Here is a 20,231-nt window from a genome sequence, read left to right as displayed (position 1 = left end):
TTCTTAATTATTTTAATTAGCATTACTTTCAAAGTGAAATATTTCAAAATTTATCCGATATTAAACATAAGTAAATGAAAAGCTTAGGAGGTCATGTATGATGCGTATTGTACCGCAAGGACAATCAGTAGAAACATTGGCTGTTTCAAGTAATATTAGAGAGGCAAGTACCGAAGAGGCAACAAAGCCTACTGTATCTACTCAAGTAGCTCCACAGCCAATAGTAGAAAAGCAAATAATAGATGAGCAAGAAATAACAAAAGAAAAACTACATCAAGCTGTAGAAACAGTGAACGAATTTTTACAAATAAATCATAGTTCTTCGAAATTCGTGCTTCATGAAGGGTTAGATCGCTATTTTGTTCAAGTTGTAGATGCTCAAACAGAAGAAGTCGTGAAAGAAATACCACCTAGAAAGTTATTAGATGCTTTTTATGAAATGCAAAAACTTTTAGGTATGATTGTAGATGAAAAAATATAAGATTTTTAGGAGGGTTTTATTATGGTAAACAGAATTGGTGGATTAGCATCGGGGATGGATATCGATGCATTAGTAGAAAAGTTAATGGCGGCAGAAAGGTCTCCTCTTATCAAATTACAACAAAAGAAACAATCAACTGAATGGACGCGAGATGCCTATCGCAGTGTCAATACAAAATTAAAAACATTTGATAAGTATATACAGGATAACCTTTTAAATAAAAGTTTCATGACTAAAACAGCTACATCTTCAAACTCAAATTATGTTACAGCAAATGCAGGCGCAAATGCTTCCGGAACGTTATCAATCGAGGGTGTTTCTCAATTGGCTTCAGCTGCTCGCGGTCTTGGTAAGCAAATAAATGCGACAGGAGATACAAAATTAAGCGAACTTGGAATTTCTGATGGAGTAATTGAGTTAAGCTCAATCAAAGCGGATGGTAGTATTGCTGCAACAGGGACTAAAATTCAATTTGATCCAAATAAAACGACTGTATCTGAGTTAGTTGAAAAAATAAATAATAGTAATGCGGGCGTAAGCGCTATATTTGAAAATGGAACTCTTTCAATCACAGCAAAAAATACAGGAGACAATAAAAATGGTGCTGAGGTACAAGTTATTTCAGGAGCAGATGTATTTGGGAAACTTGGTTTTGATTCGTTATTAGGTGCGACTTCAGGAGATTTAGCAAGTAGTGGTAAAAACGCAGTATTTCAAGTGAATGGAATTCCAACGGAAAGATCATCTAATACATTTTCTATTTCAGGATATACGGTAACATTAAAAGATACATTCAACGCCGCCACTACAATTGAAAATAATTTAACAGCAGCAAAAGAAGAACTCAAAAATGCCCAGTTAAGTAAAGATAAATTACAGGCATTATTAGATACTGCTATTGCTAATTTTGATACTGCTAATTTGGCATTTACAAATAAGTATGATCCAGTTTTTAAAAATAGTTTGAATGCTACTGAGCAAGAAGCATACAACAAAATCAATAACAACTCTTTCTTCAGTTCACTCACTGATGCAGAGATGTTTGAATTGCAAAGTTTAGTAGTTGATGAAAATGCGGATGAACAAACTATCAAAGATGCTATTAATGCTAGTTCATCTTTTTCGCCAGACTTGAAATCAAAGCTAATGAGTCTAAGTAAAGATGATTTATTGTTAGTGGAAACTCTAGATGAGCCCCAGTTAACTAATTTTAAAGATGCGGCTCAGAAAGAAACTTCACTGAATACTTATAAATCTTTAGATAAACAATTCCTAAGTGGCTTATCCGCTACAGATATTACTAGTATCACAGGGTTAGATTTTACAAGTAATGAAACATTAAATGAATCAATTAATAACTTACAGGACGAAGCATTAAAAACAAAATTATTAAAGTTAAGTGATACACAGAAGCAATCGTTAAAAAATTTAAGTGAAGAAGACTTGAAAAATTATCAAGAAGTTGCGACAGTTCAAATTCCTTATGATGAAAAATTAGCTTTAAAAGTGCAAGCAGAAAATAATTTCAAAGCTGGTGAAAATCGTTTAATACAGGCACAAGCAACTTTAGATGCAGCTCAAGCTGCTGCAGATGCTGAAGCCAATAAGCCATCAACGGCACCAAATATTCCTCCAGTAACAATGACATCTTCAACAGATGTAGATGAGATGATGGACAAAATTAAAGAGTTCGTCACTACATATAACGGTCTTGTTAAGGAAATGAACGATCAAACAAAAGAAACAAAATATCGAGATTATTTACCTTTAACAGACGAACAAAAAAAAGAGATGTCTGAAAACGAAATTAAGCTATGGGAAGAAAAAGCAAAGAGTGGTTTATTGCGAAGCGACTCGATTTTAAGAAGCGGATTGTCTAGTATGCGTGGGCTGATTTACGAATCTAATCCTGCTGTAGAAAATTCAGAATATAATACGTTATTTAAAATTGGGATTACTACTTCAAGATCATATAATGACGGCGGTACATTAGAAATTAATGAAGATAAATTACGTAAGGCATTAGAAGATGATCCTGATGCAGTGACAGCGCTATTTACAAATAGAGGTAATGAAAAAGATACAGTTGTTGTCGACGGTGTTGAAAAAACTGTGGATACTCGTGGTTTCCTTCAAAAGCTTCAAGGGTCTATGAAATCTTTCACGCTAGATATTGAGAAAAAAGCTGGTCGTGCTACACAGTCAGCACAAGAGTACACAATTGGAAAAAGCTTGGTTGATATGGATAAACGTATTGATACATGGAAAGACAAGCTTGAAAAAATTGAGGCCCGCTATTGGAAGCAATTCAGTGCAATGGAGAACGCTATTAACAAAGCAAACTCACAGGCAGGTATGTTTGCGCAATCTGGTGGACAGTGATAAAAGTTTTAGTATAATTTAGTTAAAAGGTAATATAAAGGAGTTGTCTTTGATTGACAGCACAAACATCAGCTCATAATGCATATAAACAAAATAGTGTTACAACTGCCTCTCCAGGAGATTTAACGCTAATGCTGTATAATGGATGCTTGAAATTTCTGCATAAGGCAAAGTTGGCGATTCAAGATAAAAAGATCCAAGAAAAAAATACTAATCTTCAAAAAGCACAGGCAATCATAAGTGAGCTAATGGCGACACTAAATATGGATATCGAAGTTTCCAAAAATATGATGGCACTCTATGAATATATGAATACTCGATTAGTAGAAGCAAATATTCGAAATGACATTTCTATAATTGAAGAGGTTGAAGGACTTGTGACGGAATTCCGTGATACATGGAAGGAAGTTATTCGTATTAATCGCCAGCAACAATACGGGAATGGAGACAGAATATGATGGGGCCAGTTGAACGTTTGCTCTCTATTTCAGCTAGACTTTACGAGCATATGTCGACCATTCCTCACGGAGAAGATCGAGAAGAATTTATCGAAAAAATAAATGACTTGCTTGACGAGCGTGGTGCAATAATCGAGGAATTGAAGCAATCGGGAAAATCTTTAGATGGCCATCAATTAATTAAACATTTACAGGAACTTGATCGAGGCATACAGGAACGATTACAGAAGGTTATGGCTGCAATTAAAACAGATTTGAAAACCGTTCAACAATCTAAAAAAACTGAGAAGCAATATTTAAATCCGTATAGCTCTGTCCGTGTAATGGATGGTATGTATTACGACGGGAAAAAATAAGTTAAAAGTACTTTTAAGGATTTTATTCATCAAAACCAGGACTCATTTATAAATGAGTTCCTGGTTTTGTGTGTTTGTTTCTAATATAAATGGATACTAAGTTCTATATAACACATGAGAATTTAAAATAGAGTGCTAATAAATTGAATTACAAATATAGCTATACTTTGCGGATTATCGACAATTATTATTAGAAAAATTTCTAACCTCTCTTTTTTTTGTAAGAAAGACGAGACACGAGATTTATCTCATACAAAAGGGAATCATTTAAATAGTCATAAAATAGCCCTTTTTACGGTAAAATATGTTACTAATTCCCTCTGGATGTAAATCATGCATCATGTCATAATCAACTAAATAAATGTTTAGAATAATATTGGAGTGGGTAGATGATATTTAAGAGACAAGAGGGTTTTCGATTTAAATTCGATGAACCTATTAAAATGACTTTTGCGATTTATGAAAATGGAAAAGTGAATCAAACACAAACGGCAATGGCTGACCTGCTCGATATTAGTCCAAGAGGTATGAAAATGTTTACTGAGGTGGATTTAGGTGTCAATCCTCCTCCTTTGGATTTACGCTTTGTTCTTGATACAATAGAGGTGCGAGCTTATGGAGAAATTATTTGGAGTCGTCCTTTTGGCAATGGCAAGCAGTACGGCGTGAATTTCAATAACCAAGGTTCGGTTGAAGATTTAATTGTTGATGAATTGAAGTCTCGCCGAAGAAAAGAAGCGGATGAGGCAAAACTAAATAACGTTAACTCATAAAGAGAAACTGGCTAAAAAAAAATTTGTGAAAAAAAGAATTATTTTAGAGGAATTTCTCACACTTGTGTAGAAATATAAAGTATAGCAGTTATAAAGGAGGAGTTTACATGTTAAACTTTAACATTCGTGGTGAAAATATTGAGGTAACGCCAGCTATTCGAGAGTATGTTGAGAACAAAATCGAGAAAGTTGAGCGCTATTTTAACGAAGATGTTAACGCCAATGCTAACGTAAATTTAAAGGTTTATAATGACAAGCAAACTAAAGTGGAAGTAACAATTCCAATGAAGAATTTAACTCTTCGTGCAGAAGAGCGTCATAATGATATGTATGCTGCGATTGACTTAATCGTTGATAAATTAGAACGTCAAATTCGTAAGCATAAAACAAAGGTAAACCGTAAATTCCGTGAGCGCGAAGGTGCAGGCCTTTATTTTGCTGCTACTCAAGCAGTAGCTGATGTATCGACAGAGGAAGATGAATATTCTATTGTTCGTACAAAGCAATTCGATCTAAAACCGATGGATCAAGAAGAAGCTGTATTACAAATGAATATGCTTGGGCATGATTTCTATATCTTTACAGACGCAGAATCGAACGGCACAAATATTGTCTACAAACGCAGAGACGGTAAATATGGCTTAATCGAAACAACTTAAACTTCATATGTACAAAGGCTCTCGCCATAGCGGGAGCCTTTTTTATGACTTTATCGTTATAGCTAGTGACACTGTTTGCATGAAACTGTTACACAATGGTAAAATGAACTTTGAGACTATATAGGAAGTGAAAAAATTCATGGTAAACCTATTAAATAAATTATTTGATTTCAATAAACGTGAGTTAAAAAAATTAGAAAAAATCGCTGACCAGGTTGAGGGATTCGCTTCTCAAATGGAACAGCTTTCAGATGATCAATTACAAGCGAAAACAGAAGAATTTAAAAAACGTTATGCCGACGGAGAGAAATTAGAGTCAATTCGTGCGGAAGCTTTTGCCGTTTGTCGAGAAGGTTCAAAGCGTGTGTTAGAGATGTACCCATTCCGTGTACAAATTATGGGTGCTGCTGCACTAGATGAAGGTAATATTTCGGAGATGAAAACCGGGGAAGGTAAAACGTTAACGGCTACAATGGCTGTTTACTTGAATGCCATTACTGGTAAAGGTGTACATGTTGTAACAGTCAACGAGTATTTAGCGAGTCGTGATGCTGAAGAAATGGGGCATCTGTATAATTTCTTAGGCTTATCAGTTGGTTTAAACTTGAACAGCCTGTCAAAAGAAGAAAAACGTGCCGCCTATGAAGCTGATATTACGTATAGTACAAACAATGAGCTAGGCTTTGACTATTTACGTGATAATATGGTGCTTTATAAAGAAGAACGTGTACAACGTCCGCTGCATTATGCCGTAATCGATGAGGTTGACTCGATTTTAATTGATGAAGCGCGTACGCCATTAATTATTTCGGGTCAGGCTGGGAAATCAGCGCAGCTTTATAAACAGTCTAATGCGTTTTGTCGTATGTTAAGTGCGGAAACGGATTACACATATGAAGAGTCAACAAAAGGTGTTACGTTAACAGATGCCGGTGTTGAAAAAGCGGAGAAGGCATTTGGTATTGATAACCTATTTGATTTAACGCATGTACGTTTAAACCATGCTATTAACCAATCGTTAAAGGCACACGTAAGTATGCATAATGATGTTGATTATGTTGTGCAAGATGGAGAAATTGTTATTGTTGACGGCTTTACGGGTCGTTTAATGAAAGGTCGTCGCTACTCGGATGGACTACATCAGGCGATTGAGGCTAAAGAGGGCGTAGAGATTCAAAATGAATCGATGACAATGGCGACAGTTACATTCCAAAACTATTTCCGTATGTATCAAAAGCTTTCAGGTATGACAGGTACAGCGAAAACAGAGGAAGAGGAATTCCGTAATATTTATAATATGAGTGTTGTGGCGATTCCGACGAATAAGCCGATTGCTCGTGATGACCGTCCAGACTTAATTTTTGCTTCAATGGAAGGAAAATATAAAGCGGTGGCGGCAGATATTGCAGAGCGCCATAAAGCAGGACAACCTGTTCTTGTTGGTACTGTTGCAATTGAAACGTCTGAAATCATTTCGAATTTATTGGATAAACATAAAATTCCACATAATGTCCTGAACGCGAAAAACCATGAGCGTGAAGCCGAAATTATTGCTAATGCTGGTACGAAGGGCGCCGTAACAATCGCTACGAACATGGCTGGTCGTGGTACGGACATTAAGCCTGGCGAAGGTGTAATGGAGATTGGTGGTTTAGCGGTAATTGGTACGGAGCGTCATGAATCTCGTCGTATCGATAATCAGCTGCGTGGTCGTTCTGGTCGTCAAGGGAATCCAGGGGTTACGCAATTCTATCTGTCACTTGAAGATGAATTAATGCGTCGTTTTGGCTCTGATAATATGAAGTCTATGATGATGCGTTTAGGTATGGATGATTCGCAGCCGCTACAATCAAAAGTTGTTTCAAGAGCCGTAGAATCAGCTCAAAAACGTGTTGAAGGAAATAACTTCGATGCTCGTAAACGTTTATTACAATATGATGATGTGTTACGTCAGCAACGTGAAATTATTTATAAAGAGCGTTATGACGTATTAGAAACAGATAATATGCGTGTCCTTGTTGAGTCTATGATTCAAGAAACAATCGACAATGTTGTTGCATTGTATACGCAAGGCGAGCAAAAGGATTGGAACTTAAAAGCCATTGATGACTTTGTCGGTGCAAATCTTCTAGGTGAAGATGATCAGACGGTGGAAGATTTCCAAGGCAAATCTGCTGAAGAAATTAACCGAATGATTTCTGACGCTGTTCATGCGCGTTATAATGAAAAAGAGGCAGAGCTTACACCAGAGCGTATGCGTGAATTTGAAAAGGTTATTTTATTGCGTTCAATTGATACGAAGTGGACTGATCATATTGATGCCATGGATCAGCTACGTCAAGGTATCCATCTTCGTGCATATGGTCAAAATGACCCGCTTCGTGAGTATCAACAAGAGGGCTTTGCTATGTTTGAGGATATGGTCGATTCCATTCGCGAAGATGTAGCGAAATATGCGATGAAGGCAGAAATTCGAAGTAACTTAGAGCGTGAGGAAGTTGCAAAAGGTCAAGCTGTTAATCCGAAAGAGGATGGATCTCCAGCACCGAAAAAGCAACCTGTTCGTAAGGCTGAAAATGTTGGACGTAATGATTTATGTCCATGTGGAAGTGGGAAGAAATTCAAAAACTGCCATGGTGCAGGTCAATAAGTTTACGATTACGAAGAAGATCATTTTAACTATACGTTAAAATGGTCTTTTTTTTGAGTACCCGAAACTTGGTGGTGAAAGGTCACTACAAGTTTGGTGGTCAGCTGGCCGAAAGGGATGGATTTTTGCGTAAGCTTTACATTGCGCCTTGCAAGTCCTCTTTATGTTTTGGCAAAGAGCCTTTTCTATTTTTTGTTTTATTAATAGATAATTCTGAAAAAAGATACATAATACTACAACAATAGGTAAATAGTTCAATGAAAAGGGTAACGTTTATAACTTTTTTCTAATTTATTATAAAAGTATAAATAGTATGAAAGTTTTATTGTGTGAAATCGGTGTAGACTTACTTTCTTTGAATAAAGGGGGTGATTTATGTTTGGAAATAAAAATTCTAGAGCATTGGAGTATACCAATATCTCTATTAATATACTCCTCTTCACTGGAAAATATAAATTTTAGGAGGATTAAAATGCATAGTGATGACATTATGAGTGGTGAAACGATGTTGTATATGCCGGAGTATGATGCCTTTGGAAACTTGTGTACACGTGTGATAGAAAGGGATTATCAATATATTTCAAAATTAGCACCGACAAAATTAATGGATTATAATCTACGCTATTTTGGTTCAAGCTTAAGAGGAGCTTTCGATGGCTCGAAAATGATACTTGGAAAACTGAATAAAAATCCAATAGTTGTTCATGAACGAAGCAATATTGTATGGTTTCCAAGTAAATCTCCTCTACATCCTGAATGTATATGGTTTGCGGTCCAGCATATTGAGGACTTTCAAGTTGTGGATAAAAAGAGTACAAAAGTATATTTTATGAACGGCAAGGACATTATTGTGGATTTAAGTTTCAGAGCATTTGAAAACAGAATTCAAAGAGCATTTTTACTTAAGTATAAATTAGAGAAACGAACAAATCACTTACTAGGACAACATGATCGAGTTAAAGTATATCAACGCATGGCAACCCGAAGTGCTGTATTTGAGGATAAAGCTTAAGGCGAATGATTGTCGTCCATTTAGCTATGTAAATTATGCTGTCATGTTAAAAAAGTATGTTTTCCGACGTAAAAACGTTATAATAAAAAAATACGGGGCTTACAAAAATTAGAGATATGAGCATTTTGAATGCATCTCGAGAACGATGAGAACTTAGCCATTGCGATTAAAGCATATACCGATCCTTACGTTAACTCATCATGATTTTAGTAAAAAAAAGATTTACAAGATTGCCCCATTAAAAATGTTCGGAGGATTTAACAATGATTGAATTAGCAGATGTACGTAACGCGTTAGACACTTCAGCCAAAAAATTGGCGGATTTCAGGAGGTCTCTTTGACTTAGAAAACAAAGAGGCACGCATTCAGGAATTAGATGAAATGATGCTTGAGCCAGGTTTCTGGGATGATCAACAAGGCGCACAAGTAATCATTAATGAGAGTAATGGCTTAAAGGCAATTGCTAATGAGTATAAAGATTTAGTAGAAACACATGAGAACTTAGATATGACGCTAGAGCTATTGAGAGAAGAGCCTGATGAAGAATTGCAGGAAGAGCTGGGCACAGAATTAGTAGAATTCCAGCAGAAAATGGGCGATTTTGAGCTGCAATTACTATTAAGTGGTCCATACGATCAAAACAATGCGATTTTAGAGTTGCACCCAGGAGCTGGTGGTACGGAATCTCAGGATTGGGGCTCAATGCTTCTGCGTATGTACACACGCTGGGCAGAAAAACGTGGCTTTAAAGTTGAAACAGTTGATTATCTTCCTGGCGATGAAGCAGGTATTAAATCTGTAACATTGTCTATTAAGGGGCATAATGCTTACGGCTATTTACAAGCAGAGAAAGGTGTTCATCGTTTAGTACGTATTTCACCGTTTGACTCTTCGGGCCGTCGTCATACATCATTCGTTTCTTGTGATGTTATGCCTGAATTCGATGACAATATTGAAATTGATGTTCGCACGGAGGATTTAAAAATTGATACGTATCGTGCAACAGGAGCAGGTGGTCAGCATATTAATACGACAGATTCAGCTGTTCGTATTACGCACATTCCAACTGGTACTGTCGTACAATGTCAGGCAGAACGTTCACAAATTAAAAACCGTGAAAAAGCCATGACGATGTTAAAAGGGAAGCTCTATCAATTAGAGATTGAAAAGCAGCAGGCACAGCTAGATGAAATCCGTGGTGAACAGAAGGAAATCGGCTGGGGCTCACAAATTCGTTCATATGTATTCCACCCATATTCAATGGTGAAGGATCATCGTACAAATGAGGAAACAGGTAATGTAGGAGCGGTGATGGATGGTGATTTAGATCCATTCATTAATGCATACTTACGTTCAAAAATCGGGTAATGAAGGCCCCTCAGAGGCACAGTAAAATTGTGCTCCTGAGGGGGTTTTTTGGTTCTGCTAGATTAGCTACGGTTGGTCGTCCTATCAAAAAGGTGGATGATACGGAGTGTCTTGACTAATTTGCTTACGCTCATTCATGTAATGCTTATAAAGCATCGATGCATTGACAAATTGCTTGCTAATAGAAGCATATTGAACGGGCAGTTCAATTTGTCGATCGTTTTTCAGTGTGACGATACAGCCCATTTTACTCGGGACAATATTCGAAATGGCATGGAGTCCAATCCAAATATTGTGGATGGAGTTTGGTGAATAAGTCGGCAAAAAAATACATGGGTAACCATAATCAAAAGTAACAACGATGGGAAGTTTATGTTGATTGCCGAAGAAGCGTTTGGCGGAATGTTTTGCTGCCTCATAGGTTGTTCCTAGTGAAATACAAGATTTTCGTAATACATGCAATGGCTTCCTTGTAACGATCAGTTCATTATGCTTGTCGATTACCCGAGTGAAAATTTTAGAGTTGTACTGAATTGGTTCTAGTAAGTAGGTGTTGAAAGACATTAAATATCCATTGACATAATTTGCTGACATATATGTAGCGCCTCCTTTTCTATTTATTATTGAAGTGTAAAACACAAAATTAAATTCAGAAAATATAGATAAAAGGTAAAAACAATTGGTATAACAAGCAATTGCTTAGAGAATTTGCATGAAATGGCATGAGATTAATAGTAAATCGAAGTGAATTTCAGTTCTTAAGCATTGCTTTTTAATTTCAATTTTCATATAATTTAGAAAAGGATCGAGGTGAGGTCGTTGGATAAATATTATCCGTATACAGATTTTCTAAAAGCCGTTGGTCAGACAAAGAAAGTAAGTGAGGCAGAGAGATTATTAAACGAGATTTATTTAGATTTATTTATAAATCATATCCAGCGTATGTATCGTGAAGAGCAGCTCATGGTTCTGATAGATAGAGCACTCGATGAAAAAGATGAAAAGGCATTTCATCTATACGCAACTGAACTAAAAGCGTTACACCAAGTAACAAGTGAATAATATGACGAGCCCGCTCTCCATTTAATGGAGGGCGGGATTTTTTTTGCTACTTTCTTTGAAAGATTGGTGATTTGGGGTGCCTTGAACTCGTCGAAATCTCATATGGCTTGAGTGGATCTAGCATTAAGCCGAGTGGAATCTTCAAGGGAACGAGCGATTCTTCGGCGAACCCGATCAAAACTGTGGCCAAGCGGAGCCGATGTTGCGGTAACCCGATCAGAACTACGGCGAAGCGGAGCATATCTTCCGACAACCTGCTCATATCTCCAGTCAACCCTATCAGTTTTTCAGCCTACCCGAGCTTTCGCCTCCTTATCTGCTCGAATCTCCCAGGACTTGAGGAGTCTAACATCAAACGATGGAAATCTCCTCTAGGCTAATACATTTCCATCCGCCCATCTCGATTAGTTAACATTTGGAAAGGGTAATCTATTAACAGGAACGCCAAGTTTACAGATAGCACTTTAGTAGCTATAAGGAATTTCACTTTTTATTTCTCGGAATGGTCGAATGTCTGAAGAGGCTGTCATTATGCACTTCGGTACATATGTTCTATAAGTATCCATCTCATTGTAGCAAACGAAAAAATATTTACAAACATTCGTTCGTTAAATGTTCGAAATTTTAATAGTGCTATGCTAAAATATATGTATCAAATTGGTAGGAAAGGACGGGGACATGTGTGCAAACATTTGATTTACAAGCGCCATATACACCTGGTGGAGATCAGCCACAGGCAATTGCGGAATTAGTGGAGGGTGTACGTGCCGGTAAACGTCATCAAACGTTGCTCGGTGCAACAGGAACAGGAAAAACGTTTACGATTTCTAATGTCATTAAACAGGTAAAAAAACCGACACTTATTATGGCACACAATAAAACTTTAGCGGGTCAATTATATAGTGAGTTTAAAGAGTTCTTCCCTAATAATGCCGTTGAATACTTTGTTAGCTACTATGATTACTTTCAGCCAGAGGCATATGTACCGCAGACGGATACTTATATCGAGAAAGATTCAAGCATTAATGATGAAATTGATAAGTTGCGTCACTCTGCAACATCTTCATTATTCGAGCGTGATGATGTCATTATTATTGCATCCGTGTCCTGTATATATGGTCTAGGTTCTCCAGAAGAATATCGTGAAATGGTCGTATCAGTACGTACTGGAATGGAAATTGAACGTAATCAGTTGCTTCGAAAACTGGTCGATGTACAGTATGAACGTAATGATGTGAGTTTTACACGTGGGACGTTTCGGGTACGTGGCGATGTAGTGGAAATATTCCCTGCATCTCGTGATGAGCATTGTATCCGCGTGGAGTTTTTCGGGGACGAGATCGATCGAATTCGCGAGGTGGATGCGTTAACTGGTGAAATACTAGCGGATCGTGATCATGTAGCTATTTTCCCAGCATCTCACTTCGTTACACGAGAAGAAAAAATGCTAAAGGCCATTGAAAATATTGAAAAAGAGTTGGAGGAGCGTTTAACTCTATTACGTGCAGAGGATAAATTATTAGAGGCACAGCGTTTAGAGCAACGTACTCGCTACGATTTAGAAATGATGCGTGAAATGGGCTTTTGCTCAGGTATCGAAAACTACTCGCGTCATTTAACATTGCGTGAAGCGGGGGCAACTCCATATACGCTACTTGACTATTTCCCTGAGGATTTTTTACTTGTTGTCGATGAAAGTCACGTTACTTTACCACAAGTTCGAGGGATGTATAACGGTGACCAAGCACGTAAAGGTGTGCTAGTTGAGCATGGGTTCCGTTTGCCATCAGCACTAGATAACCGCCCTTTACGTTTTGAAGAATTTGAGAAACATATACATCAAGCTATTTATGTATCAGCAACACCAGGCCCGTATGAGCTTGAGCATACTCCGGAAATGGCGCAGCAAATTATTCGTCCAACAGGGCTGCTTGATCCACAAATTGACGTACGTCCTATTGAAGGGCAAATTGATGATTTAATCGATGAAATTCAAGGTCGTATTGCCCGTAATGAACGAGTCCTAGTTACAACATTGACGAAAAAAATGTCAGAGGATTTATCGGCTTATTTGAAAGAAATGGGCTTAAAGGTGGAGTACTTGCATTCAGAGATTAAGACGCTAGAGCGAATTGAAATTATTCGCGAGCTGCGTAAAGGTACTTACGATGTTCTAATCGGCATTAACTTATTGCGAGAAGGGCTAGATATTCCTGAGGTTTCTCTTGTGGCGATTTTAGATGCTGACAAGGAAGGATTTTTACGTTCAGAGCGTTCATTAATACAAACGATTGGACGTGCTGCTCGTAATGCTAATGGTCATGTCATTATGTACGCAAATAATATGACGGATTCGATGAAAAAGGCGATTGAAGAAACAAAGCGTCGTCGAACACTGCAAATGGCGTATAACGAAGAGCATGGCATTAAACCGAAAACGATTGTTAAGAAAATTCCTGATGTTATTCGTGCGACACAGGTTGCAGAGGAAGAAGAATCCTATGTAGCGAAGGCAACAAAAGGTAAGAAGCTGACGAAGGCGGAAAGAGATCAGTTACTTGCTACTCTAGAAGTTGAAATGAAGGAAGCAGCAAAAGCACTCGATTTCGAACGTGCTGCTGAGCTGCGCGATACAATATTTGAATTGAAGTTAGAAGGGTGAATGGCTTGTGAAAAATACTGAAATAGTCGTGCAAGGCGCACGAGCTCATAATTTAAAAAATATCAATGTCACAATTCCACGCGATCAATTAGTCGTGCTAACGGGTTTATCGGGCTCCGGGAAATCATCATTAGCGTTTGATACGATTTATGCCGAGGGGCAACGTCGTTATGTAGAATCCCTTTCAGCCTATGCCCGTCAATTCCTTGGTCAAATGGATAAACCAGATGTCGATGCGATAGAGGGATTATCTCCTGCAATTTCAATCGATCAAAAAACGACGAGCCGTAACCCGCGTTCTACAGTTGGGACAGTAACGGAAATCTATGATTATTTACGTTTGCTCTATGCGCGTATTGGTAAGCCTATTTGTCCGAATCATGGTGTTGAAATAACTTCCCAAACGATTGAGCAGATGGTCGATCGTTTATTAACTTATCCAGAAAGAACGAAAATGCAATTGCTTGCTCCAATGGTGTCAGGGCGTAAAGGAACGCACGTAAAGTTACTGGAAGATTTAAAAAAGCAGGGCTTCGTTCGAGTACGTATTGACGATGAGCTACGTGATTTAGATGATGCGATTGAACTTGATAAAAACAAAAAGCATTCAATAGAAGTAGTCATCGATCGTGTTGTAATGAAGGAAGGTGTCGCGGCACGTCTTAGTGATTCCTTAGAGACAGCATTACGTTTGGCAGATGGGCGTGTACTTGTCGATGTGATGGAGCATGAGGAATTATTATTTAGTGAGCATCATGCTTGTCCATTATGTGGTTTTTCAATCGGTGAGTTAGAGCCTCGCATGTTTTCATTTAATAGTCCATTTGGAGCTTGTCCTAGCTGTGATGGTTTAGGATCAACACAAGAGGTAGATCTTGATTTGGTAGTACCAGATTGGGACCGTTCTTTATTAGAGCATGCACTAGCACCGTGGGAACCAACAAGCTCACAATATTATCCACAGTTATTAAAGGCGGTATGTGATCATTATGATATCCCAATGGATGTACCTGTAAAGGATCTTCCGAAAGAAAAGATGGATAAAATTTTATATGGTTCTGGTAAAGATAAAATCCATTTCCATTATGAAAATGAGTTTGGCAATGTACGAGATCAAATGATTGAATTTGAAGGTGTTGTGCGTAATGTGGAGCGTCGTTTTAAGGAGACCACTTCTGATTACGTGCGTGAACAAATGGAAAAATATATGGCGCAGCAAGCATGTCCATCTTGTAAAGGTTATCGTTTAAAGCCGGAAACTTTAGCTGTGAAAATTGCAGAAAAGCATATTGGCGAAGTTACGCAGTATTCGATTCAGGAAGCAGATACATTTTTCAAGGATCTGAATTTATCAGAAAAGGATATGAAAATTGCTCGACTTGTCTTACGCGAAATTGAAGAACGATTAGGCTTCCTCGTAAACGTAGGATTAGATTATTTAACATTAAGTCGAGCAGCAGGGACACTTTCAGGGGGAGAAGCTCAAAGAATTCGTCTTGCGACACAAATTGGCTCACGCTTAACAGGTGTCCTCTACATTTTAGATGAACCATCTATCGGTTTACATCAACGTGATAATGATCGCCTCATTAGTACATTGCAAAATATGCGTGATATTGGTAATACACTTATTGTTGTCGAGCACGATGAAGATACAATGCTAGCGGCGGATTATCTCATTGATGTTGGTCCTGGTGCAGGTGTACATGGTGGTCAAATTGTAGCGGCAGGGACACCACAGGAAGTAATGGAAAATGAAAAGTCTTTAACGGGGCAATATTTAAGTGGTAAGAAGTTTATTCCATTACCAATTGAGCGTCGTAAGCCAAATGGTCGTAAATTATCGATTAAAGGTGCCAAGGAAAATAATCTTCAAAATGTGAAGATTGATATACCTCTTGGCTTATTCGTTGCCGTCACAGGGGTTTCAGGGTCAGGTAAATCAACACTTATTAATGAAATTTTATATAAATCGTTGGCTCAAAAGCTTAATCGTTCAAAGGTGAAGCCGGGTGAACATAAAGAAGTAACGGGAATTGATGAGCTTGAAAAGGTTATTGATATTGATCAATCACCAATCGGTCGTACACCTCGCTCTAATCCTGCTACTTATACAGGTGTATTTGATGATGTTCGAGATGTTTTCGCAGCCACAAATGAGGCAAAGGTACGAGGCTATAAAAAAGGTCGCTTTAGCTTCAACGTGAAGGGAGGTCGCTGTGAAGCTTGTCGTGGTGACGGTATTATAAAAATTGAAATGCATTTCCTACCAGACGTTTATGTGCCGTGTGAAGTCTGCCATGGGAAACGCTATAACCGTGAAACACTTGAAGTGAAATATAAAGATAAGAGTATTGCAGATATTTTAGATATGACGATTGAAAACGCAGTAGTATTCTTTGAAAATATTCCGAAAATCCAACGTAAGCTACAAACCATTGTGGATGTTGGATTAGGCTATATGAAATTAGGACAACCTGCCACAACCTTATCTGGTGGTGAGGCACAGCGTGTGAAATTAGCCTCTGAATTGCACCGTCGCTCAACAGGCAAATCATTCTATATTTTAGATGAGCCGACAACGGGCTTACATGCAGATGATATTGCACGTCTACTCGTTGTTTTACAGCGTCTTGTAGAAAATGGCGATTCGGTGCTAGTGATCGAGCATAATTTAGATGTCATCAAGACAGCAGACTACATTATCGATTTAGGGCCTGAAGGTGGCGACAAAGGTGGTACAATTGTTGCGACAGGTACACCAGAAGAAGTCGCTGAAGTAAGTGGCTCTTATACAGGGAAGTATTTAAAGCCAATATTGACACGAGATCGTATGCGTATGGAAGCTGTTTTAGAAAAGGCTTCTCAATAAAACGTCGAATTACGCATTGTTCTCTAAAAAAGTTCGCACTTTCCGAAGGGGGAGTTGCGAACTTTTTTATTACATAGAAATACAATTATGAGTCAATACTGGATCATCACCATAACGTGTGGTTGATTTCCGTTATCTTAACAAATGTCATCCACAATTTTTGGTGATGAGCCTCAATACTAAAATCTGTTTCATGATAAAAAAAGGAGTCACTCAGCCTCCACGCCAATCAACTGATATACATGGCATACGTTTTGAAAAATGTGATCCCTAATTTTTAGTGATGGACCTTTTTAAGATTTATGAACGGCACACTCACCTCTAAGCCTAAAAAAAGATGTATCTCCAAAATTTTCATTTTAATGGTGAAACTTTTCACAAAATGATTCGTATAAATAGTATAACGAACTGAGGGAGGCTATTTTAGTTATGCAAAATGAACGTCAACGAATTTTAGAACTTGTGGAAAAAGGAACAATTACAGCGCAAGAGGCGATTACATTATTAGAAGCATTAGAGCAACCTAGCAAGTCCACTCAACATGTTATGAATAATGTGTCAAATGAGGGCCAGCATTCCTCAACAGAGAATGAGTCATTATTTAAAGATGAAAGTCACAAAGATGAACACAAGAAAAAAGACGAGGATTTCACTAAATATTTCGAAGAAGAAATGCGAGATTTTCGTAAAGATTTAACACAAATTGGTTCACTCTTTATGGATATGATGAATACAGCAGTGAAAAAGGTAAAAGAATTTGATGTATCTTCTCCGTTTGGTGATAAAGTAGAGTTTACACATACAGAAGAAGTTGCGGCAGAACAGGTAGAAAATATAGTTGCTGAATTACCGAATGGCAATTTTGCAGTGGAATCTACTGAAGGTGATAGCTTCCAAGTCATTTGCAAGGTGAAGGCACCACTAGTTAATGACAGTGAAGAAGAAACACGCGCTCATTTCTTAGAGCAATTCGTTGTGAAGGAGAATGAAGGTTCACTACGAATTTTAAGTCAACTAAAACTTGTTCAAGTAAATGTTAAAGTACTAGTACCAAAGGATAAATTGGACAAATTATCGGTACGTTTAATGAACGGTAGTGTTACTTTACAAGATACGGATTTTGAGCAATTAAAAGTAAAGACGTTAAACGGTGCAATTAAAGGCTCTAAGTTTAATTTTGGGAAGGCAGAAGTAGATTCTTCTAATGGTTCAATTGAATTAACAAATGTCCGTGGTAAAGATTTAGAAGCTGAAACATTGAATGGTCGTGTATATTTAGATGGCGCATTGGATGAAGTTGAAGCAAAATCGGTCAATGGACATGTTGTTGTCACGACTTGCTCTACAAATTCATCAAAAATCAAAGCGCAAACAGTTGCAGGAGCTGTTGAATTGTATGTGCCACGTACAATATCGATCAGCGGTAAAATTGTTACGAATTTTGGTAAAGTAGATGTTGGTATTCAAGATGCCTCAAAGATTGAATCACAGGATCAATTCTTATCAAAGGTAGTACGTTTTGATAAAGAAGTAGAGAATGCCAATCGACTATTTATTGAAGGTGAATCCAAAACAGGGGCAGTTTTAGTACGTTATACAACAACTGACGAGCAGCATATTTAAGTATTCATGCATTCGGGCTATGTAAAAAAGCATAGCTTGAATGTTTTTTTTATTTTCGAACAGGAATCGACTTCTCTTCATTGGAATCGATTTCTGTCTTTTTATGTCGATTTTTATATCATTTTCGTTTTTTTCTAATGGCAATGAAAGAACGAAATAGAAGGAACTGCCACGGAATGAAATGAAACTGTAATAAAAAAATAGAAATAGAGTGCTATAATAGTAAATGAAATACCTCTTATATAAGTAAGAGATTTAGGTGGTTTAAATATGATAGAAATGAAAAATGTGACAAAGAAGTATCCTAATGGCGTTGTTGCGACAAATGGGATTTCCATTAACATAAAGCAAGGTGAATTTGTCTACGTTGTAGGTCCAAGTGGTGCAGGTAAATCGACATTCATTAAATTAATGTACCGCGAGGAAAAAGCTACTTCGGGCGAGATTATTGTTAATGGCATAGATTTAGCTACATTGAAAAATAAAAAGGTACCTTTTTTACGTCGCCAGCTTGGCGTTGTGTTCCAGGATTTTAAACTACTCCCTCGTTTGAATGTCTATGAAAACGTAGCGTTTGCACTTGAGGTAATTGAGGAGGACCCTGTGGAAATCCGTCGCCGAGTAATGGAGGTTTTGGAGTTAGTGGGACTGAAGAATAAGGCAAGAATGTTCCCTAATGAACTTTCAGGTGGCGAACAGCAGCGTGTTTCGATTGCACGTTCTGTTGTTAATGTGCCAAAGGTCGTTATTGCAGATGAACCTACTGGGAATCTTGATCCTGAGACATCGTGGGACATTATGAATTTATTTGAGGAAATTAATGCACGAGGTACAACGATTGTAATGGCAACGCATAACCGAGAAATCGTGAATACGATTCGTCGTCGGGTAATTGCCATTGAAGGCGGCATGATTGTGCGTGATGAGCACGGAGGTGATTACGGCTATGAAATTTAGTACGTTGAAACGTCATTTCCGAGAAAGTATAAAGTCACTTGGTCGTAACAGCTGGATGACCATTGCCTCAGTGAGTGCGGTTACAGTTACATTAATATTAGTAGGCGTATTTGCGCTTATTATGATGAATTTAAATAAAGTAGCAAATGATTTAGAGAATGATGTTGAAATTAAAGTGTTAATTGATGAAACAGCTGATCAAGCTGCTGAAAAAGCACTCATGGAAAAAATAAAGAAATTGCCAGGTGTCGAAGAGATGAGTTATTCGACAAAGGAAAATGAGTTAACTAAATTAGTAAAAGATTTTGGGGACGATTTTAAACTATTTGAGCAAAGTAACCCATTACGTAATGTTATTTATGTGAAGGCTTCAGATCCTCAGCAAACAGCTGCTGTAGCCAAGAAAATTGATAAATTGGAGTTTACATATGATGTTATGTATGGTGAAGGCAAAGTAGAAAAGCTTTTCAACTTCTTAAATACTAGCCGTAACGTAGGTGTAGTGCTCATTTTAGGATTATTATTTACAGCCATTTTCTTAATTTCTAATACGATTCGGATTACGATTATTGCACGTCGTGATGAAATAGAAATTATGAAACTTGTAGGGGCAACGAATTCATTCGTACGCATACCGTTTTTATTAGAAGGAATGTGGCTCGGACTTTTAGGTTCTATTATTCCGATTGCGGTGATTGCAACTCTTTACCACAATGTATATAAAATTATTGCGCCTCGATTAAAAGGTGAGCTTATTCAAGTACTTGATTTCTCACCACTTGTGTACCAAGTGAGTGCGCTTCTATTACTAATTGGTGTACTAATCGGTATTTGGGGAAGTTTCATGTCAGTACGTAAGTTTTTAAAAATCTAGCTTTGAGATATGGAACGAGTAAAGAAGCTATCGGTAGTATCT

At 37.6% G+C, this 20,231-nt stretch carries 16 protein-coding genes; 15 read left to right on the top strand and 1 reads right to left on the bottom strand.

The window, feature by feature from the left end:
• The first annotated feature begins 100 nt into the window (after positions 1-100).
• From ACB089_RS21205 to prfB, 9 genes are all read left to right on the top strand, one after another.
• Positions 101-481, top strand: a complete 381-nt coding sequence (locus ACB089_RS21205; protein WP_374967610.1) for a flagellar protein FlaG — start codon at positions 101-103, stop codon at positions 479-481.
• Between the two features lie 21 nt (positions 482-502).
• Positions 503-2,863, top strand: a complete 2,361-nt coding sequence (fliD, locus tag ACB089_RS21200; RefSeq protein ID WP_374963799.1) for a flagellar filament capping protein FliD — start codon at positions 503-505, stop codon at positions 2,861-2,863.
• A 53-nt stretch (positions 2,864-2,916) separates the two neighbouring features.
• On the top strand, positions 2,917-3,321 hold the full coding sequence (gene fliS / locus ACB089_RS21195; RefSeq protein ID WP_068986486.1) for a flagellar export chaperone FliS: 405 nt from the start codon (positions 2,917-2,919) through the stop codon (positions 3,319-3,321).
• Entirely contained in the window at positions 3,318-3,677 is a 360-nt protein-coding gene (locus ACB089_RS21190) for a flagellar protein FliT (protein WP_374963798.1), read from the top strand. The genes fliS and ACB089_RS21190 overlap by 4 nt, the downstream gene beginning before the upstream one ends.
• 389 nt (positions 3,678-4,066) lie before the next feature.
• Complete coding sequence (locus tag ACB089_RS21185) at positions 4,067-4,450, top strand: PilZ domain-containing protein (RefSeq protein WP_374963797.1); 384 nt, start codon at positions 4,067-4,069, stop codon at positions 4,448-4,450.
• Between the two features lie 107 nt (positions 4,451-4,557).
• A complete protein-coding gene (gene hpf, locus ACB089_RS21180; RefSeq protein WP_374963796.1) occupies positions 4,558-5,109 on the top strand; it encodes a ribosome hibernation-promoting factor, HPF/YfiA family in 552 nt (183 codons plus the stop codon).
• Between the two features lie 139 nt (positions 5,110-5,248).
• Entirely contained in the window at positions 5,249-7,759 is a 2,511-nt protein-coding gene (gene secA / locus ACB089_RS21175; protein ID WP_374963795.1) for a preprotein translocase subunit SecA, read from the top strand.
• A gap of 472 nt (positions 7,760-8,231) precedes the next feature.
• The gene (locus ACB089_RS21170; RefSeq protein ID WP_374963794.1) at positions 8,232-8,771 is read left to right on the top strand and encodes a competence protein ComK; all 540 of its coding nucleotides are present in this window, start codon (positions 8,232-8,234) and stop codon (positions 8,769-8,771) included.
• A 263-nt stretch (positions 8,772-9,034) separates the two neighbouring features.
• A protein-coding gene (gene prfB, locus ACB089_RS21165) for a peptide chain release factor 2 (RefSeq protein ID WP_374963793.1) occupies positions 9,035-10,139 on the top strand; the annotation gives its coding sequence in 2 pieces (ribosomal slippage) (positions 9,035-9,109 and positions 9,111-10,139; 1,104 coding nt in all).
• 84 nt (positions 10,140-10,223) lie between these two features.
• On the opposite strand, the gene ACB089_RS21160 is transcribed toward prfB, so the two are convergent.
• A complete protein-coding gene (locus tag ACB089_RS21160) occupies positions 10,224-10,733 on the bottom strand; it encodes a competence protein ComK (RefSeq protein ID WP_374963792.1) in 510 nt (169 codons plus the stop codon).
• Between the two features lie 225 nt (positions 10,734-10,958).
• Here ACB089_RS21160 and ACB089_RS21155 point away from each other — a divergent pair, with 225 nt between their 5' ends.
• The 6 genes from ACB089_RS21155 (at position 10,959) to ftsX (ending at position 20,189) form a co-directional block, all read left to right on the top strand.
• Positions 10,959-11,201, top strand: a complete 243-nt coding sequence (locus ACB089_RS21155) for an IDEAL domain-containing protein (RefSeq protein WP_374963791.1) — start codon at positions 10,959-10,961, stop codon at positions 11,199-11,201.
• 682 nt (positions 11,202-11,883) lie between these two features.
• A complete protein-coding gene (gene uvrB, locus ACB089_RS21150; protein WP_374963790.1) occupies positions 11,884-13,863 on the top strand; it encodes an excinuclease ABC subunit UvrB in 1,980 nt (659 codons plus the stop codon).
• 7 nt (positions 13,864-13,870) lie between these two features.
• Positions 13,871-16,735, top strand: a complete 2,865-nt coding sequence (uvrA, locus tag ACB089_RS21145) for an excinuclease ABC subunit UvrA (RefSeq protein WP_374963789.1) — start codon at positions 13,871-13,873, stop codon at positions 16,733-16,735.
• A 429-nt stretch (positions 16,736-17,164) separates the two neighbouring features.
• A complete protein-coding gene (locus ACB089_RS21140; protein ID WP_374963788.1) occupies positions 17,165-18,358 on the top strand; it encodes a DUF4097 family beta strand repeat-containing protein in 1,194 nt (397 codons plus the stop codon).
• A gap of 270 nt (positions 18,359-18,628) precedes the next feature.
• Positions 18,629-19,315, top strand: coding sequence for a cell division ATP-binding protein FtsE (gene ftsE / locus ACB089_RS21135; protein WP_374963787.1), 687 nt, complete (start codon positions 18,629-18,631; stop codon positions 19,313-19,315).
• On the top strand, positions 19,305-20,189 hold the full coding sequence (gene ftsX / locus ACB089_RS21130) for a permease-like cell division protein FtsX (protein WP_374963786.1): 885 nt from the start codon (positions 19,305-19,307) through the stop codon (positions 20,187-20,189). The genes ftsE and ftsX overlap by 11 nt, the downstream gene beginning before the upstream one ends.
• Positions 20,190-20,231: the final 42 nt, after the last annotated feature.

It is taken from the genome of Lysinibacillus sp. RS10 (assembly GCF_041956855.1).
Lineage (GTDB): Bacteria > Bacillota > Bacilli > Bacillales_A > Planococcaceae > Lysinibacillus > Lysinibacillus xylanilyticus_A.
Note: the sequence above shows the minus strand (reverse complement) of the source record. Positions and strands in the feature narration are given on the sequence as shown.

Excerpts from the sequence above, each read along its gene's own strand:
- ACB089_RS21205 (WP_374967610.1), top strand. The coding sequence starts at position 101 with ATGCGTATTGTACCGCAAGGACAATCAGTAGAAACATTGGCTGTTTCA.
- fliD (WP_374963799.1), top strand. The coding sequence starts at position 503 with ATGGTAAACAGAATTGGTGGATTAGCATCGGGGATGGATATCGATGCA.
- ACB089_RS21190 (WP_374963798.1), top strand. The coding sequence starts at position 3,318 with ATGATGGGGCCAGTTGAACGTTTGCTCTCTATTTCAGCTAGACTTTAC.
- ACB089_RS21185 (WP_374963797.1), top strand. The coding sequence starts at position 4,067 with ATGATATTTAAGAGACAAGAGGGTTTTCGATTTAAATTCGATGAACCT.
- hpf (WP_374963796.1), top strand. The coding sequence starts at position 4,558 with ATGTTAAACTTTAACATTCGTGGTGAAAATATTGAGGTAACGCCAGCT.
- secA (WP_374963795.1), top strand. The coding sequence starts at position 5,249 with ATGGTAAACCTATTAAATAAATTATTTGATTTCAATAAACGTGAGTTA.
- ACB089_RS21170 (WP_374963794.1), top strand. The coding sequence starts at position 8,232 with ATGCATAGTGATGACATTATGAGTGGTGAAACGATGTTGTATATGCCG.
- ACB089_RS21160 (WP_374963792.1), bottom strand. The coding sequence starts at position 10,733 with ATGTCAGCAAATTATGTCAATGGATATTTAATGTCTTTCAACACCTAC.
- ACB089_RS21140 (WP_374963788.1), top strand. The coding sequence starts at position 17,165 with ATGCAAAATGAACGTCAACGAATTTTAGAACTTGTGGAAAAAGGAACA.
- ftsE (WP_374963787.1), top strand. The coding sequence starts at position 18,629 with ATGATAGAAATGAAAAATGTGACAAAGAAGTATCCTAATGGCGTTGTT.
- ftsX (WP_374963786.1), top strand. The coding sequence starts at position 19,305 with ATGAAATTTAGTACGTTGAAACGTCATTTCCGAGAAAGTATAAAGTCA.